Origin of the sequence: Nocardia wallacei (assembly GCF_029868745.1) — a bacterium.
Lineage (GTDB): Bacteria > Actinomycetota > Actinomycetes > Mycobacteriales > Mycobacteriaceae > Nocardia > Nocardia wallacei_B.
The window spans coordinates 25,179-41,868 of the sequence record NZ_JARWOP010000145.1 but is presented as its reverse complement, the minus strand read 5'-3'; the positions used below and the strand labels follow the sequence as shown (position 1 = coordinate 41,868).

The 16,690-nt window shown below is 70.1% G+C and carries 10 protein-coding genes; 6 read left to right on the top strand and 4 right to left on the bottom strand.

The features are described from left to right. Positions 1 to 146: 146 nt before the first annotated feature. The 3 genes from QH470_RS12195 to aroQ form a co-directional block, all read right to left on the bottom strand. On the bottom strand, positions 147 to 1,616 hold the full coding sequence (locus QH470_RS12195) for a glutamate synthase subunit beta (RefSeq protein ID WP_280272436.1): 1,470 nt from the start codon (positions 1,614 to 1,616) through the stop codon (positions 147 to 149). Positions 1,617 to 1,675: 59 nt separating this feature from the next. Next, on the bottom strand, positions 1,676 to 6,355 hold the full coding sequence (gltB, locus tag QH470_RS12190; RefSeq protein ID WP_280272435.1) for a glutamate synthase large subunit: 4,680 nt from the start codon (positions 6,353 to 6,355) through the stop codon (positions 1,676 to 1,678). A gap of 718 nt (positions 6,356 to 7,073) precedes the next feature. After that, entirely contained in the window at positions 7,074 to 7,685 is a 612-nt protein-coding gene (aroQ, locus tag QH470_RS12185) for a gamma subclass chorismate mutase AroQ (protein WP_280272434.1), read from the bottom strand. Positions 7,686 to 7,911: 226 nt separating this feature from the next. On the opposite strand from aroQ, the gene QH470_RS12180 reads away from it, so the two are divergent. Next, entirely contained in the window at positions 7,912 to 9,657 is a 1,746-nt protein-coding gene (locus QH470_RS12180) for a DUF4407 domain-containing protein (protein ID WP_280272433.1), read from the top strand. 174 nt (positions 9,658 to 9,831) lie between these two features. Here QH470_RS12180 and QH470_RS12175 read toward each other — a convergent pair whose 3' ends face one another. Then, on the bottom strand, positions 9,832 to 11,400 hold the full coding sequence (locus QH470_RS12175) for an MFS transporter (protein WP_280272432.1): 1,569 nt from the start codon (positions 11,398 to 11,400) through the stop codon (positions 9,832 to 9,834). A gap of 82 nt (positions 11,401 to 11,482) precedes the next feature. On the opposite strand from QH470_RS12175, the gene QH470_RS12170 reads away from it, so the two are divergent. The 5 genes from QH470_RS12170 (at position 11,483) to QH470_RS12150 (ending at position 16,524) form a co-directional block, all read left to right on the top strand. Beyond that, the gene (locus QH470_RS12170; protein WP_280272431.1) at positions 11,483 to 12,028 is read left to right on the top strand and encodes a TetR/AcrR family transcriptional regulator; all 546 of its coding nucleotides are present in this window, start codon (positions 11,483 to 11,485) and stop codon (positions 12,026 to 12,028) included. A 200-nt stretch (positions 12,029 to 12,228) separates the two neighbouring features. Next, positions 12,229 to 13,200: a hypothetical protein gene (locus tag QH470_RS12165; protein ID WP_280272430.1), complete on the top strand. Its 972-nt coding sequence runs from the start codon at positions 12,229 to 12,231 to the stop codon at positions 13,198 to 13,200. Beyond that, positions 13,197 to 14,231, top strand: a complete 1,035-nt coding sequence (locus tag QH470_RS12160) for a DUF4129 domain-containing protein (RefSeq protein ID WP_280272429.1) — start codon at positions 13,197 to 13,199, stop codon at positions 14,229 to 14,231. Before QH470_RS12165 ends, QH470_RS12160 begins: the two co-directional genes overlap by 4 nt. Positions 14,232 to 14,241: 10 nt before the next feature. After that, a complete protein-coding gene (locus QH470_RS12155; RefSeq protein ID WP_280272428.1) occupies positions 14,242 to 15,225 on the top strand; it encodes an AAA family ATPase in 984 nt (327 codons plus the stop codon). Between the two features lie 3 nt (positions 15,226 to 15,228). Then, positions 15,229 to 16,524: a DUF58 domain-containing protein gene (locus tag QH470_RS12150; protein ID WP_280272427.1), complete on the top strand. Its 1,296-nt coding sequence runs from the start codon at positions 15,229 to 15,231 to the stop codon at positions 16,522 to 16,524. The last annotated feature ends 166 nt before the right edge of the window (positions 16,525 to 16,690 follow it).

Sequence of the window (16,690 nt, the reverse complement as noted above, 5' to 3'; positions counted from 1 at the left end):
CCAACCCTCTTCAAAACAATCCCGCCAAAACCCCCACCGCCCACCCCCCCCCCCCCACCCCGCCCTTTCCCCCCCCACCCCCCCCGCCCCACACCCCGCCCGGGCCCGGCCCCCCACGACCCGCGGGCACTTCTCCCGATACTTCGTCAGCGCTGGGCGACCGTCGTCGGCGCGATCGGCGAGGGCAGCGCCGTGTCGCCCTCGAGGAACTTGTCCACCGCCGACGCGGCGGCCCGCCCCTCGGCGATGGCCCACACGATCAACGACTGGCCGCGACCCATGTCACCGGCGGCGAACACGCCGGGAACGGTGGTCTGGAACTCGTTGTCACGCTTGACATTGCCGCGCTGGTCGTAGCCGACGCCCAGGTCCTCGAGCAGGCCGGGCTTCTGCGGCCCGGTGAAGCCCATGGCCAGCAGCACCAGATCGGCCTCGAGGGTGAAGTCGGAGCCCTCGATCTTCTCGAAGCGGCCGTTGACCATCTGCACCTCGTGCGCCTGGAGAGCGGTGACCTTGCCCTCCTGGCCGACGAAGCGCTCGGTGTTCACCGAATACACCCGCTCGCCGCCCTCTTCGTGCGCCGAGGAGACCCGGTACATCAGCGGATAGGTCGGCCACGGCGTGGAATCGGCGCGCTCCTCCGGCGGCCGCGGCATGATCTCGAACTGGTGCACGCTGGCGGCGCCCTGCCGGTGGGAAGTGCCCAGGCAGTCGGCGCCGGTGTCGCCGCCGCCGATGATGACGACCTTCTTACCCCTGGCGTTGATGGGCGGCAGCCCGTTCTCATCGGTGATCGGGTCGCCCAGCTGCACGCGGTTGGACAGCGGCAGGAACTCCATCGCCTGATGGATGCCGTCCAGATCGCGGCCCGGGATCGGCAGGTCGCGGGCGATGGTCGAACCGCCGGCGAGCACCACCGCGTCGAATTTCTCGCGCAGCTGCGCGGCGGTGATGTCCACGCCCACGTTCACACCGGCCTTGAAGACGGTGCCCTCGGCCTCCATCTGTGCCAGGCGGCGGTCGATGAAGCGCTTCTCCATCTTGAATTCCGGGATGCCGTAGCGCAGCAGGCCGCCGATGCGGTCGTCGCGCTCGAACACCGTCACCGTGTGCCCGGCCCGGGTGAGCTGCTGGGCCGCGGCCAGACCGGCCGGACCCGAACCCACCACGGCGACCTTCTTTCCGGTCAGCCGGGTCGGGTACACCGGGGCCACCCAGCCCTCGTCGAAGGCGTTCTCGATGAGTTCGACCTCGACCTGCTTGATGGTCACCGGGTCCTGATTGATGCCGAGCACGCACGACGACTCGCACGGCGCCGGGCACAGCCGCCCGGTGAACTCCGGGAAGTTGTTGGTGGCGTGCAGGCGATCGATGCCCTCGCGCCAATTGCCCCGGTACACCAGGTCGTTCCACTCGGGAATCAGGTTGCCCAGCGGACACCCGTTGTGGCAGAACGGGATTCCGCAGTCCATGCAGCGGCTGGCCTGGGTCTGCAGGGTCTCGTGCGGGAAACCCTCCTTATAGACCTCTTTCCAGTCCATCAGCCGCAACGGAACCGGCCGCCGCTCGGGCAGCTCCCGCTTCGTGTGCTTCAGAAATCCTTGTGCGTCACCCATGAACGGCCTCTGACCTCCGCGCCTCATCGGCGCACCCAACAAATCCGGTGCGTCTCACATCAGCCACGGGCGGCCTCCATGATTGCTTCATCTACATTCCGGCCGGCCTTCTCAGCCTCGGAGATAGCCAGCAGTACCTTCTTGTAGTCGCGCGGCATAACCTTCACGAAGTGGTTCACCTGCTGCGACCAGTCACCCAGAATCCGCTCCGCGACGGCCGATCCGGTCTCGTCGCGGTGCCGGGTGATGATGTCGCGCAGCCACGTGAAGTCGTCGCCCGACAGCGCCTCGACCGCGTCGGCCTGCTCGGCGTTGAGATGATCGCCGAACTTGCCCTCCGGGTCGTAGACGAAGGCGATGCCGCCCGACATACCGGCGCCGAAGTTGCGCCCGGTCTCGCCGAGGATGACCACCCGGCCACCGGTCATGTACTCACAGCCGTGGTCGCCCACGCCCTCCACGACCGCCGTGGCGCCCGAGTTGCGCACCGCGAACCGCTCGCCGACCACACCGCGAATGAACGCCTGGCCGTTGGTGGCGCCGAACAGGATCACGTTGCCCGCGATGATGTTCTCCTCGGCGACGAACGCCGCGGGGGCGTTCAGCGGGGGCCGCACCACCAGGTGGCCGCCCGAAAGACCCTTGCCGACATAGTCGTTCGCGTCGCCGAACACCCGCAGCGTGATGCCCGCCGGGACGAACGCGCCGAAGCTGTTGCCCGCCGAACCGGTGAAGGTGATGTCGATGGTGTCGTCGGGCAGGCCCGCGCCGCCGTAGAGCTTGGTCACCTCGTGACCGAGCATGGTGCCGACGGTGCGGTTCACGTTCGTGATCTTGGTTTCGAACTTGACCGGCTTGCCGCGCTCCAGCGCGTCGGCGGACTGGGCGATGAGCTGGTTGTCCAGCGCCTTGTCCAGACCGTGGTCCTGCTCCTTGGTGCGGCGGCGGTCCTGGTACATGAACGCCGTCTCGACATCGTCGAGGATCGGCGACAGGTCCAGCTTGGCCGCCTTCCAGTGCTCCTTGGCCTGCGTGGTGTCGAGCAGGTCGACCCGGCCGATGGCCTCGTCCAGGGTGCGGAAGCCCAGCGAGGCCAGCAGCTCGCGCACCTCCTCGGCAATGAACAGCATGAAGTTCTCGACGAACTCCGGCTTGCCCGAGAAGCGCTGGCGCAGCACGGGATTCTGCGTCGCCACGCCCACCGGACAGGTGTCGAGGTGACACACGCGCATCATGATGCAGCCCGACACCACCAGCGGCGCGGTCGCGAAGCCGTACTCCTCGGCGCCGAGCAGCGCGGCGATCATCACGTCGCGGCCGGTCTTCATCTGACCGTCGACCTGCACCACGATGCGGTCGCGCAGGCCGTTGAGCAGCAGCGTCTGCTGGGTCTCGGCGAGGCCGAGTTCCCACGGACCGCCCGCGTGCTTGAGCGAGGTCAGCGGCGAGGCGCCGGTGCCGCCGTCGTGACCGGAGATGAGCACCACGTCGGCGTGCGCCTTGGAGACGCCCGCGGCGACCGTGCCGACGCCCGGCTCGGCGACCAGTTTCACGTGAATCCGCGCCTGCGGGTTCGCGTTCTTCAGGTCGTGGATCAGCTGGGCGAGATCCTCGATCGAGTAGATGTCGTGGTGCGGCGGCGGGGAGATCAGGCCGACGCCCGGCGTCGAGTGCCGCACCTCGGCGACCCACGGGTACACCTTGTGCGCCGGGAGCTGGCCGCCCTCACCGGGCTTGGCGCCCTGCGCCATCTTGATCTGGATGTCGGTGCAGTTGGTCAGGTAGTGCGCGGTCACGCCGAAGCGGCCGGAGGCCACCTGCTTGATCGCGCTGCGCCGCCAGTCGCCGTTCTCCTCCGGCTCGAAGCGGGCCGGGGACTCGCCGCCCTCGCCCGAGTTCGAGCGGCCGCCGAGCCGGTTCATCGCGATCGCGAGGGTCTCGTGCGCCTCGGCGGAGATCGAGCCGTAGCTCATCGCGCCGGTGGAGAACCGCTTGGCGATATCGCGGGCCGACTCCACCTCCTCGATCGGGATGGCATGGCGGCCTTCGGACTTGAACTTGAACAGGCCGCGCAGCGAGGCCAGCCGCTCGGACTGGTCGTCGACGAGCCGGGTGTACTCCTTGAAGATCTTGTACTGCCCGGTGCGGGTGGCGTGCTGCAGCTTGAACACCGTGTCCGGGTTGAACAGGTGGTACTCGCCCTCGCGCCGCCACTGGTACTCGCCGCCCACCTCGAGTTCGCGGTGCGCGCGCTCGTTGCGGTTCTCCAGGAACGCCACCCGGTGCCGGGCAGCGACCTCGCCGGCGATCTCGTCCAGGCCGATGCCGTCCAGCGGCGAGTTCAGCCCGGTGAAGTACTGATCGCACAACTCCTGCGACAGGCCGACGACCTGGAACAGCTGCGCGCCGCGGTAGGAGGCGATGGTGGAGATGCCCATCTTGGACATCACCTTCAGCACGCCCTTGCCGGCGCCCTTGATGTAGTTCTTGACCGCGGTGTCGTAGTCGACGGCCAGATCGCCGGTGCTGCCGGGCATCTGGAGCGCGTTGCGCTCGAGCATGTCCTCGATCGACTCGAAGGCCATGTACGGGTTGATCGCGGCCGCGCCGAAGCCGACCAGCATGGCCATGTGGTGCACCTCGCGGGCGTCACCGGCCTCCACGACCAGCCCGACCTTGGTGCGGGTGCGCTCGCGGACGAGGTGGTGGTGCACCGACGCGGTGAGCAGCAGCGACGGGATCGGCGCCAGCTTCTCGTTGGACTCCCGGTCGGACAGCACGATGATGCGCGCGCCGCCGTCGATGGCGGTCGACACCTGCTCGTTGATCGCCTGCAGCGCCTTGCGCAGGCCCTTGCCGCCCTTCTTCACCGGGTACAGGCCGTGCACCACGACCGAGCGCAGCCCGGGATGCGAGCCGTCGTCGTTGATGTGGACGAGCTTGGACAGCTCGTCGTTGTCCAGAATCGGCGAGGTCAGCGTGATCTGGCGACAGGAGTCCGGGCTGGGGTGCAGCAGGTCGGCCTCCGGGCCGATCATGCTGCGCAGGCTGGTGACGATCTCCTCGCGGATGGCGTCCAGCGGCGGGTTGGTGACCTGCGCGAACAGCTGCGAGAAGTAGTCGAACAGCAGTCGCGGCCGGGCCGACAGCACCGCGATCGGGGTGTCGGTGCCCATCGAGCCGAGCGCCTCGCCGCCGGTCTTGGCCATCGGCGAGATCAGCAGGCTCAGTTCCTCGGTGGTGTATCCGAAGATCTGCTGCCGGATCAGGACGCGGTCGTGCGACATGTGCACGTGCGGGCGGTCGGGCAGGTCCGACAGCTTGGTCGGGCCGTCGTCCAGCCATTCCTGGTACGGGTGCTCGCCGGCGAGCTGGGTCTTGATCTCCTCGTCGCCGATGATGCGGCCCTGCGAGGTGTCGACCAGGAACATCCGGCCCGGCTGCAGGCGGACCTTCTTGATCACCTTGGACGGCTCGATGTCCAGCACGCCGACCTCGGAGGCCATCACGACCAGCCCGTCGTCGGTCACCCAGACGCGCGAGGGGCGCAGGCCGTTGCGGTCGAGCACGGCGCCGATGACGGTGCCGTCGGAGAAGCACACCGAGGCCGGGCCGTCCCACGGCTCCATCAGGAACGAGTGATAGCGGTAGAACGCGCGCCGGGCCGGATCCATCGACTCGGCCCGCTCCCAGGCCTCGGGGATCATCATCAGCACGGCGTGCGGCAGGCTGCGGCCGCCGAGGTGCAGCAGCTCCAGCACCTCGTCGAAGCGCGCGGTGTCCGAGGCGCCCGGGGTGCACACCGGGAAGATCTTCTCCAGGCGGTTGCGGCCCTCGTGGTCGGTGCCGAACGCGTCGGAGTTCAGCAGGGCCTCGCGGGCCCGCATCCAGTTCTCGTTGCCGGTGACGGTGTTGATCTCACCGTTGTGCGCGACGCGCCGGAACGGGTGCGCCAGCGGCCAGGACGGGAAGGTGTTGGTGGAGAAGCGGGAGTGCACGATGCCCAGGGCCGATTCCACCCGGTCGTCCTGCAGATCCAGGTAGAACGCGCGCAGCTGCGGCGTGGTGAACATGCCCTTGTAGATGAAGGTCTGCCCGGACAGGCTCGGGAAGTACACGGTCTCGCGGCCGACCGCGCCTTCGCCGGGACCCTGCTTGCCGAGCTCGTGCTCGACGCGCTTGCGCACCACGTAGGCGCGGCGCTCCAGGTCCATGCCCGTCAGCTGCTCGGCCCCCTCGGGCGGCGAGGCGATGAACAGCTGCCGGAAGGTCGGCATGGCGTCGCGTGCCAGCGCGCCCAGCGACGACTCGTCGATGGGCACCTCGCGCCAGCCGAGGACGGCCAGGCCCTCTTCCTTGACGATCTTCTCGACGTGATAGCGCGCGCGGGCCGCCTCCCGGCGGGCCTGCGGCAGGAAGGCGATACCGGTGGCGTAGGAGCCCACGGCGGGCAGCTCGAAGTCCACTACGGCACGGAAGAACTTGTCCGGGACCTGGATCAGGATGCCCGCGCCGTCGCCCGAGTTGGGCTCGGCGCCCGCGGCGCCGCGGTGCTCCAGGTTCAGCAGCGCCGTGATCGCCTTGTCGACGATGTCGCGGCTGCGGCGGCCGTGCATGTCGACGACGAACGCGACACCACAGGCGTCGTGTTCGTACGCCGGGTCGTAGAGACCGGTGGGTCCCGGGTTGCGGTGCGACCCAGTGCGCCCCGCGGGCCGGTGGCCAGGAAGTTGCGTCATGCCTCTGCCTTCAAGAAAATCAGGCCTTCGATGAAATCGGGCCTTCGTCGAACGCCTCCGTCTAGACTGCGCCCGGACGTTTCGGAGACCAGCGGCGCTGATGGTCATCCCGTGCAGTCAACTCTCCAGTTGTCCTACCCGCTTCGATGTCGTAGCCGGGTGCTCGGCGGTAACGGAACTCTGACGTGTTCCATGCCGCCGCGCCGTTATCGCCCGTTGGGCTGTCGTCACGGCTTGTGGCCGAATCGGGCGATGTAGTCGGACATTTCGTGCCCGACATAAGAGCAAACGATAAGTCAGGACCTGAGCCCAACCAACTTAGGTTGTGCTAATAACGGCGTCTACCTGGGCTTCTTCATCGGTCCTCCACTACCTGCGCGTTCTCCAGTGTAAAGCAGGGTTGGATGATCACTGAGTCGTGTATGCCACTGTTCGCCATCGTCGCGCCGGTCCGCTCGCCGAGCCTGCACGTACGCCGCAAGATGCCCTCTTACCTGCATCAACAGAGAATTCCCACGGCCCGGTACGGACAAACCGATTGTAAGACGGCTAACTTCCCGGACACCCCGCGGAGACGTTCCGGATACGCAGGCAGCGGGCTGACGGCTGCGTTCAGACCGTACGGCTTCGTTTCCTCGATGTGTAGTTCAGCACAGTTCCAGCAAACGCTGTTCAGTGTGGTTTCTCACACCCTCGGCCGAGGGGACTCGAGCGCAGGTCAGCGGCACAATGCGGCGGACGCGCGGGCGAGTGCCGCGGCGTGCAGGACGTCGACCTCACCCGAGGTCACCACCGGGGCGACCGCCGCCGCCAACCGCTGCGCGCAGGCCGGGCCGGACAGCGTCGCCCGCGCGGCCGCCAACTGTCCGAGGATCTCGCCGTTCACCCGGTCGATCACCGGACGCACCGCGGCGAGGTCGGGAGCGGTGGCGGGCGCGGCGCCCGGCTGGAAACGCCACTCGGCGTGCAGGCCGCGCTGCACGAGTTTGTTGGCCTCGATCTGACCCTGGAAAACCTGCCTCACCCACGATTCGGGCAGGTCGAGCCGGGCGCCCGCGGTGGCCATCGAGTCGTAGACCTCCGCCTCCCGCGCCGGGTCGTCGATCACCGGCGGCTGCCCGGTGCGGGTGGCGGTCGACCACTTGGCGGCGGCCACCGCGTCGGCGGTGTTCAGGCGCTCGAGGACTAGGTTCACGAGTGGATCCGGCGCGGCTGTCGGGACCTCGGCCGCGGCTACCGGCAGCGTCCGCTCCCCGGTCACCGGCAGCGCCTCGACCGAGACCGCTCCGACCGACAACGCCACAGCCAGCGCGAAAACAGTGCCGCGCATCCCGACCACCTCCTGGTCCGTGGGCCCGGGAACCGCTTCCCGGCCGAAACATCCTGTCGTACCCCGGGATTCGCGCCCTCGCCGCGCGGATGATCTGTGAGGCTGACCACATCCCCGGTGCCGTGCTCGGTAGAACGCGCCCCAGCCTGTCACGCTGAGACAACGAATGCGCGACAATTTCGGCGAGCCTCGGAAACGCCTGGGACCCAGAGGAATGTGAGCTCCCATGACCGACCCCCGCGTCCCTGACCAGCCCGATTCCGGTAACCGTACCTCCGGTCGGGCCGCGGCAGCGGTATCGACCTGGTTCGGCGGCGCCGGAGCGGAGGTCATCGACCGGCACGAACGCGGCGGCTACGCGGTCGGCGGCGTCGCGGTACTGCTGTTCGCCGTGGTTTCCACCGCGGCGGTGACGGCGGCCACCGTGGCGGCGCACTGGCCGCCGCCGCTCGTGGTGTTCGCGGCGCTGATCGTGCTGCCGCTGGTCGCGTTCGGCGCGCGGGCGCTGGCCACGGTGACCGCGCCGCGCCGCGGGGCCGGCGAACTGATCGGTCGCGTCACCGTCGCCGTGCTGGCCGGTGTGGTGGTCGCCGAGTTGGCGAGCACCGTGTTGCTGGCCGGCACCGTGAACCGGGTGCTGGACGAAAAGGCAAGGCGCGAGGGCGAATCCGCGCCCGCCGTGGTGGCCACCCGCACCGAACTGGAGCAGGCGCGCACGGAACGGGCCGGACTGGATCAGGCCGTCGCCAAGGCGCAGGGCGATATCGAGCAGTCGCTGGTGATCGCCCGCTGCGAATACAACCCGACACCGGAGTGCCCGCAGACGAAGATCACCGGTGTGCCGGGCCGCGGACCCGAATCGCAGACCGCCGAGGACATGCTCACCGACGCTCGGGCTCGGCTGGCCGCGGCGCAGGCGCGGGTGCAACCGCTCGACGCGCGGGTCACGGACCGGCAGCAGGCGCTGGACAGCGCCCGCTCCGACGCCTTCGACACCGGGGACCGCGGGCTCGGCGCGCGCTGGCTGGCCATGCACGACTACACCACCGGTCATGCCGGTGGCCTGCTGCTGCGCCTGGCGACCATCCTGGTGGCCGTGGTGCTGGCCCTGCTGCCGCTGCTGCTGCGCTGGTGGCGCGGGGAAACGTCGTTCGAGCGGCGCATCGCGGCGCGAGCCGTGGCCGACCGGGCCGAGCAGCACGCCGCGGCCGCCATCGCGGTGAAGCGCGCCGAGGTGCGCACCGAGGCCGAAAACCTGCGTGCGGACCAGGAATTGGCCGCCGCCCGGCTGACCGCGCACGCCGACACCGCCATCGACCGCGAACAGCAGCGCAGGCGCATCATCGCCGCCATCGGCAATTTCGAGCTCGGTGTCACCGAGCCCGCGCGCCGGGCGGTCGCCGATTTCGAATCGCTCGCGGCACTCCCGGCCGGCGAATCGACCGACCCCGCGCCCCAGGAGGCGAATGTGACACCACCGCGCAATCTGCCCGCCCAGCGCACGTCCGATGCGCTCGCACCGGCCGAGTCCGGGGACCGGGCGCTGGAGAAAAACCGTGGCGGACTGGAACTTCCGGTGATCGGCACCGTGCCGTTCAGCGATACCGCGGCCCGGTGGATCCGCCCGCTGGTGCCGTCCTTCGTCACCAGCGCCGTGGATACCGCCACGCACCCGTTGCGCACGGTCCGGCAGGTCTTCGAGGAGGCCGAGGAGATCACCTTCACGCTGCGGCGCACCCGCAAGGTCACCGTGCACTCCGACGAGTCCGGCGCTCCGGGGACCCCGCAGTATGCCCAGCAGGTGGTCGACGCGCAGGACCCTCGTCATGCCGCGCTGTCCCCCGCCCAGTCGTCCCCGGCCTACAGCCTGGGCACGACCGACCGGCAGGACGCCCTGTCATCGCGCACAGGCAACCCCGAACTGGAATACCGCGGGCCCCGGCAATTGCCTCCCGCCGCCGACAAGAACTGACCGCCCCGCCCCGGCCGGTTTGCCGAATGTTTCACGTAGAACATGTAAACCGCCTGGTCCCAACGGTTTCCGGCCGACCGGCACGGTGACCGGTCAGCCGCGGACGGCGATGGCATCCACCTCGAACCGCAGCTAAGGCACGATCGACCTGCGTGGCGAAGCGTCCGACGACGCTCATGCCCGAACAGTGACATCCGCCCGGCCGCGCGACTCGCTCGTGCCGGCGGCCCGCGCGGTGGGCATGCGGTACGCGACGACCGCCGCCACCAGCAGGATCACCGCGGTCGCGAGTGCGGCCCAATGGATTCCGGCGACGAAGGACTCGCGCGCCGAATTCAGCAGGGCCGCGGCGGCTTCGTCGGGCAGCCCGCTCGCGGTGTCCACCGCGCCGCCGAGCGATTCCCGCGCGGCCGACAGCTGTGCCGCGGGCACCCGCGACACGTCCACGCCGTGCCGGAACACCGACATCACCACGCTGCCGAGCGCCGCGACACCGAGCGCGATACCGGCCTCGTACGCCGTCTCCGAGACGGCGGCCGCCGCACCGGCGCGTTCGGCCGGGGCCGACCCGACCACCAGATCCGACGACACCGTCAGCGCCACACCGACACCCGCGCCGATCAGCAGGAAGCCCACGACGAACGCGGTGACCCCTGCCGCCGGATCCGCACTCAGCCCGACGAACAGCGCCGCGCCGAGGGCGGCCACCACCAGCGCGCCCGCGAGCACCCGGCCCGGCTGCCACACCCGCACCAGCCAAGCCGAGGCCAGCGCCGACACCATACTGGCGAGCATCCCCGGCATCAGGTGCAATCCGGCGTCCAGGGGCGAGCGGCCCTGCACCAGCTGCAGATACTGCGAACCGAAGAACAGCACACCGGCGAGCGCGAACACCGCGAGCAGGCTGGTCAGCACCGCCGTGCGGAAGCGCGGCAGCGCGAACAGCCCGAGATCCAGCATCGGATCGGCGAGACGGCGCTGCCTGCGCACGAACAGCACGCCGGCGAGCACACCGGCCGCCGCGACGCCCAGCACGACCGGGCGCACGCCGTGCGCGGCGGTCTCCTTGACCGCGTACACCACCGGCACCAGCGCCAGCATCGACAATCCCGCGCTGACCAGGTCGAACCGGCCCGGATTCGGGTCCTTCGACTCCGGCACGAGCAGCGGTCCCAGCGCCACCAGCACCAGCATGACCGGCACGTTGATCAGGAACACCGAGCCCCACCAGAAGTGCTCGAGCAGCCAGCCACCCAGCACCGGGCCCAGGGCCGCGCCGCCGGTCGCGGCCGCACTCCAGACCGCGATCGCGGTGGTGCGCTGCCGCGCGTCGGTGAACATCGCCCGGATCAGGCCCAGGGTCGCGGGCATCAGCGTGGCGCCGGCGACGCCCTGCAGCACGCGGGCGGCGATCAGCATCTCCGGGCTCACCGACCACGCGGCGAGCACCGAGGCCACGCCGAATCCCGCCGCGCCGAGCAGCAACAGCCGACGACGACCGATGCGATCACCGAGCACGCCCATCGTGACCAGCAGACCCGCCAGCACGAACGAGTACACGTCGATGATCCACAGCAGCTGCGGCGTGGTCGGGGCCAGATGCGCGCTGATCGCGGGGACGGCGATGTCCAGCACGGTCGCATCCACCGAGATGAGCAGCAGCGCGAGCACCAGAACGCCGAGCCCGGCCCAGTCGCGGGCGGTGGCCCGGTGCGGGAGCGCGGTGCCGTCGTGGGTGTTCATGATCCTCACTCCATGGTCGATTTTCTTACCGTCCGGACGGTACAGTATCAGAGATAACCGTCCGGACGGTACAGTCGCGGACGTGACAACTACCACCCGCGATCGGATTCTCGACGCGCTCGAATCGCTGCTGCTGGACAAGGGCATGTCTCAGGTGACGCTGGAGAACGTGGCGGCCGCCGCCGGCGTCTCCAAGGGCGGGCTGCTCTACCACTTCAAGAGCAAGGACGCACTGCTGGCCGGGCTCGTGCGCCGGTTGGGCGAACGCACGACCGAGCAATTGGACACCGCTGCGGCACAAGGCAAGTCGGTCGCCGAGTGGTACCTGCAGACCCCGAGCGCCGACAACGACACCGACGCCCTGGAACTGGCGCTGTACCGCTCCATGGTGGCCGCCATGCGCACTGTCGACGCCGCCCACGACGAGCGCGACGACGAGGTACAGCGCGCCCTCATCGAGGTCCTCGACAGCTGGACCACGGGCCTCGACAACGAAATCGAGGATCCCGTACGCGCCGACATCGTCCGCCTCGTCGGCGACGGCGTCTACCTACGCGCCCTCCTCGGCCTCCCCCCGATAGACCCCGCCCGCTACCGCGCCGTCGTCACCCGCCTCCTGCAACCCTGACCGCTACGCACCCGGACATCCGGCTCCGGAGCATTGTCAGCCGACAGAGCCGCACGATGCGACGACCGCCGCATCCGTGGCAGGCGGGCCGGCCGGTCCGGCCGTCCGCCGCGGCGGATTCGGTCCAGGTTGCGTGGGGATCGCGGGTCCCTCGGCTCGGAAGGCGTGCGCGGCGGGTCACCACGGATAAACTCGGGCGCGTGTTGTCCGCTGCGGCCGAGGGGGCCGGTCCTGTGCCGGGTCCGGACGTGTCCGGCGCCGCGCCGACCGGGGCCGTGGCGGGAGGTTCAGCGGGCTTGCCGGGGGCCACCCATGACGACTGGGAAATCGGTGAGGCCGTGCCGATCCGGCCGCTGTCGTTCCGCGAGAACCTGGATCTGCCGTTCGCCGCGATACAGGCGCACGTGCGGTTGCTGGCGGGGCTGGTCGGTGTCGCCCTCGTGCCGGCCGCGGGCGCGGTCGCGGCGATCACGGCCGCCGGGTCGGTGGCCACCGACGGCTCCGATGCCGGGACGGCCTGGGCCGCAGTGCTTTCCACAGTGTGCTTCGCCTGGCTGCTGCGCTCGTTCACGCGCGGGGTGACCGTCCCGGTCGTCCTGGCGAGCGTGCACCGGCGGCCGATCACCTGGCGCGAGACGCTGTGGCGGCTCGGCGCGGCGGCGGGACCGCTGCTGCGCTACCGGATCATGACCACACTGATCGGCCTGGGCGTAGCGATCCTGGGCGCGGTGCTGATTCTCACCATGCTGCCCGCACTGGCCTGGCTGGGGTGGTTGCGGTCGCGGCGTTGCCTGTCCACCCCGGTGCTGTTCGAGCACCCGATACGGTACCGCGACACCATCGCACGGGCGAAAACGCTTGCCGCGGGCGCGGAATGGCGGCTGGCCGGACTGTGGCTGTGCCTGCGCGGCCTGCTGCTGGTACTGGTCGTGCCGCTGGCGGGGCTCACGCTGTTCGTCACGGAGATCTCCGGCACCCACCGCTGGGCGGCGATCGTGCTGATCACCGCGACGGTACTGCTCGTCGCGGCGCTCACCGAGGTGGTGGAGTCGGCGGCCGACGTGGTCGGCTACGTCGACCGGCGATGCCGCCGCGACGGCTGGGACATCCGAATCCCCGACGACGATCGAACTCGCCCCCTGGACAACGCGCCCCGGGCGGTCACCCGATGACCGACCGGCCGGACCACGACCGGCCACCGGTCGCGCCCGCCCCCGCGCCGCCGCGCCTGGGCCCGGCCGCCGACCATCGCGTCGCCGCGGAAACCGCCGCGGGACAGCACGATTACGACACCGCGCTGCGAGAGCGCTACCGCGCGGTGGTCCGCGGCCTGGAACAGGGTGGCGTACTGGAGGTCCGGCGATCGCGCACCGCGCAGGAGACCGCCACGGCCGCCGTCACCGCGATACCCGACCGCGCCGCCGAACTACCCACGGCGGCACACGGTTTCGACGAGGTCGTATACGGCGGCCGGGCCGCGACCGCGGACGAGTACCTGCGGCTCGCACAGGCCGACGTCTTCTCCCTGGCCCCGCCGCCACCGCCGGAACCGGTGGAGACCACCGCGCCGACCCGGCGCTCACTGCGCATTCCGCCACTGCCACAGCTCATTCGCAATCCACGATTCTGGGCCGTGCTGGTGGCCGCGCTCGTTCTGGCGCTGCTCGTCTATGTACTGATCCACCTGTCGGCCGCACCGACCGCACCCCCGGCGCCGGAGATCCCGCCACCCCCACCGGACCCGGACGGATACACCCCGCCCCCACCGGATTTCGGCGAAGGCTCGGATTCGATCTTCGGGCGCCTGCCGGACTGGCTGGCCTACGGCGGCCTGCAGTGGCTGCTCTGCGGCGTGATCGTGGTGTGGTGGCGGGGTCGTCGGCGCGGTGCGCTGGTCGCCGAACCGCGCCCGGTCCAGGTGGCGGCGAACGAACTGCTCGGCGGACAGGCGGCGCTGTACCGCAAGTCGGGCGATCGCGACCACGTCGCCGCCCTGCTGCGCGCGGCGACGCTGCGCCGCGTCCGGCCGGCCCTGGGCCTGACGCCGGAGGCACCCGTCAATCACCTGGTGACGGCCATCGCCACGCGCACTCGCACACCGGCGGACCATGTCGGCGCCACCCTGTTCGGCCCGGTGCACGACGACGACACCCTGCGCCAGGTTGCCGCGCAACTGCGACGAATCGAATCGGAGATCGAATGACGGAGATCGAATGACCACAGCGGACACCGACCACACCCCGACCGCCGAGCAGGCCCTGCAGGCTTTCGGCGCGCTGCGCACCGAGATCGGCAAGGCCGTCGTCGGCAACGATCAGGCCGTGATGTTCCTGGTGCTGGCGCTGCTGTGCCGCGGGCACGTGCTGCTGGAAGGCGTTCCGGGCGTGGCGAAGACGCTGCTGGTGCGAGCGCTGGCGACGGGGCTCGATCTGGATCACGCCCGGGTGCAGTTCACTCCGGATCTGATGCCCGGTGACGTCACCGGTTCACAGATCTACGATCCGCATTCGGCCGAGTTCACCTTCCGGCGCGGCCCGGTGTTCACCAATCTGCTGCTCGCCGACGAAATCAACCGGACGCCGCCGAAAACCCAGTCGGCACTGCTGGAATCGATGGAGGAACGGCAGGTCTCCGTCGACGGCAAACCGCAGCCGCTGCCGGACCCGTTCGTGGTGGTCGCCACCCAGAACCCGATCGAGCAGGAGGGCACGTACCCCCTGCCGGAGGCGCAACTGGACCGATTCCTGTTCAAGGTCGACATCGAACTGCCCGGCCGCGACGACGAGTTCCGGGTACTGCAGCGCCACGCGGCGGGATTCGATCCGCGCGACCTGACCGCCGCGGGCCTGCGGCCGGTCGCCGGGCCCGATCACATCGCGGCGGCCCGCAACGCGGTCTCGGGTGTGCGGGTCGATCCCGAGGTGCTGGCCTACATCGTCGATCTGTGCCGCGCCACCCGGGCCGCGGCCGCGGTGCGGCACGGCGCCTCGACGCGCGGCGCCACCGCCCTGCTGGCCGCCGCACGCGCGTTCGCGTGGTTGACCGGGCGCGAATTCGTCACCCCGGACCACGTGAAAACCGTTGCGGTGCCGGTATTGCGGCATCGGTTGCAATTGCGTCCGGAGGCCGAGCTGGACGGCGCGACCACCGAGAGTGTGCTGTCGTCGCTGCTGCTCTCGGTGCCGGTCCCGGTGTAGCCGATGGTCGTCACGGGACGGCTGGCCGCCCTCGCCGCGGTCGCGGCGGCGGTGGTGATGGCCGCGCTGCCGTCGTGGTGGGGAGTGTTGTCGGCGACCGCTGTGCTCGTGGCTCTGGTCATCGCCGATCTCGTTGCGCTCGGCGGCATTACGGGCTTGGAGCTGTCGCGCGCTCCGCTCACCACGGTCCGGTCGGGTCGCGCGACGACGATCGAACTCGAGGTCGTCAATCGCGGGCCCCGCACGGTGCGCGGGCGGCTGTGGGACGACTGGCCCGGCAGCGCGCACGCCTCGCACCACGGTCACGTGCTGCGATTGCCGCCGAACAGCAAGACCCGGCTAGCCACCACGCTGCGCCCCGAGTACCGCGGTGATCGGGTGGCCGGTCCGGTCACACTGCGGCTGTTCGGGCCGCTCGGTCTGGCCGGGCGGCAGGTCCGCCGCGACGTGCCGGCGCGGCTGCGCGCACTGCCACCGTTCCGCAGCGAGGGCGTGCTCGCGGCGAAGGTCGCCGAACTGCATCTGCTGGAGGGCAGCACGGTCGTCAACGCCCGCGGGCAGGGTTCCGAGTTCGACTCGTTCCGCGAGTACGTCCCCGGCGACGACGTGCGCGCGATCGACTGGCGGGCGACCGCGCGCGCCGCCGACGTGCTGGTGCGCACCTGGCGGCCGGAGCGGCACCGGCGGCTGCTGCTGATCGTGGACACCGGGCGCCTCAGCGCGGGTCGCGTCGGCGACGGCACCCGGCTGGACGTGAGCATCGAGGCCGCGCTGCTGCTGGGCGGGCTCGCCGCGGCGGCCGGTGACACCGTCGACCTGCTGGCCTACGACCGGCGGGTACGGGCCGAGGTGTTCGGCTCCGGCGGAAAGAGGTTGCAGCCCAAGCTGATGCACGCGCTCTCGGGCGTCGTCCCGGCGCTGGTCGACACGGACACCACCGGTCTGGTCCGCACCGCCGTGCACCGTTCCCGCCGCCGCAGCCTGATCGTATGGTTCACCAGCTTGGACGGTGCGATGGTGGAAGAGAACCTCCGCCCGGTCCTCCCGGTCCTGACCCAGCGCCACCGCGTGCTCATCGTCTCGGTCACCGACCCGGACGTCGCCGCCGCCGCGGTGCGCCGCGACACCCTCACCGACATCTACACCGCGGCCGCCGCCAAAACCCTCCTCGCCGAACGCGCCCTGACCCGAGAATCCCTGCGACGCATGGGAGTAGCCGTCGTCACCGCCTCCCCCGACCATCTCCCGGAAGCTCTGGCAGACGAATACCTGGAACTCAAGCGCTCGGGAGCAAGCTAGTACCCCACCCAATTGGATTGCGCCGGTAGCCCCGTCGTCATTCCGCATGTAGCCCACTCGTCATTCCGACATGTAGCTCCGTCGTCATTCCGACATGTAGCTCCGTCGTCCTTCCGGCATGTAGCTCCGTCGTCCTTCCGGCATGTAGGCCCTTCGTCATTTCGGC